The following is a 1,427-nucleotide window of genomic DNA, read 5'->3' on the forward strand; positions in this document are numbered from 1 at the left end:
TGTTGATTTGCGCTACAGGCGGACGCTTTCCGCCGGCATGGCTTCAGCCGCTTCCCTCGCTTTGCTCAGTCCAGGGTCTTCAGCTCATGCTATTCCGGCAGGAGTCGCCGCCTTTCGCTCCAATCAAAGAATCTCTTTTAAACCTATAACGCCGTAAAGAAATCCTATCCTTAACCTAAATGAGTACCGATTTCTTTATATCGAATGTTTAATAATATCTTTGCCTTAAAGTGATCGAAGCGTCTAAAACCATAGGCATTGCGCTTCATCACTTTTGTTTTATTATTAATTCCCTCTAGAAAACCGTTGGAATACTTGAAGCCGAAACTATTCAAGATCTCAACTTGCCAGTTTCTAAATGTTTGAATGGCTTTTGAAAACGCCGGAATACCAGCTTCCTCTACCTTGCGGTAAAAGTCCTCTAGTCGGCTCTTCACTTCTGCCATATCCTCAGCGGTCTTCGCCCAGTCAAACCACTCACAGTACGCCTCTTTCAGTTCATATGCCTTTTTCAATTCATCAGACATGCCTAAATACCGATTTAAATACCAACGGTTTTTTTCCGTTAATTTATCGTTACGCTTATATAATACATGTCGCATTCTTTTACATTTCTTGCGGTCATATGCATGCCATTCCTTCTGCACTTTCCGGCGAACTTCATCAATCGCCCAGTAGATATACCGACAATAATGGAATCGGTCTGCGACAATGACGGGGCGTCCCAAGGCCTTTTTCACAGCTGCCTTAAAGCTCGGATTCATATCCATGACCACTAATTCAACGTCAGCTCCGTGTTGGCGGAGATAATCTTGAATCGTTTCTTTTCTGCGGTTTGGCAAGATATCCAGAGGTTCGTGTGTTTCTGCGTTCGCTATAATCAACTGGTACGTACCGGCATCCGTATCGCCTTTGTATTCATCCATCGCAATGGCTTTTGGTAACCGGACGCCATTGGTCATCTGCTCTTTCGCCACTTCCTTGAACCGTCGGATCACGGTCGAGCTGGAGGTGCCGAGTACCTCTCCTGCTTCTTTAAATGTTTTGGCCTTGACTGATCGGATACGCACGACTTGATTCCACTCTTTAGTGTAGCGTTGATACTTATCCACGAAAGGGGATGTCTCAGAGAAACGCTTTCCACAAGAACAGGCATACCTCCTACGTCTATAGAAAAGAACCGTTAAACGCTCAAACCACTTGAGATGCTTAATCTTCTGTATCCGGTAATCGTGGGTCTTCGTTGTCATTGACCCACACGCAGGGCATTTGTGAGGTTGCTTGGGAAGCGAAACATGAAGTGCAGTCCGATCCCCAATCTCCTCTATCTTTTCAATGTTTACATCTTTTAATCCTGGAATATTCATGGTAGAATTCATGTGCACGTATCACCTTTCGTTTACTTGTTTCTCGACAATTCAAGTATA

The 1,427-nt window shown here is 44.4% G+C and carries 1 protein-coding gene; it reads right to left on the reverse strand.

The window, feature by feature from the left end; translation table 11 throughout:
- Positions 1-170: 170 nt before the first annotated feature.
- Positions 171-1,385 (reverse strand): ISL3 family transposase, encoded by a 1,215-nt coding sequence (locus ACFPZG_RS18695; RefSeq protein ID WP_283734095.1) that lies wholly within the window; start codon positions 1,383-1,385, stop codon positions 171-173.
- Positions 1,386-1,427 lie beyond the last annotated feature (42 nt).

Origin of the sequence: Sporosarcina thermotolerans (assembly GCF_042658975.1) — a bacterium.
Taxonomy (GTDB): domain Bacteria; phylum Bacillota; class Bacilli; order Bacillales_A; family Planococcaceae; genus Sporosarcina; species Sporosarcina thermotolerans.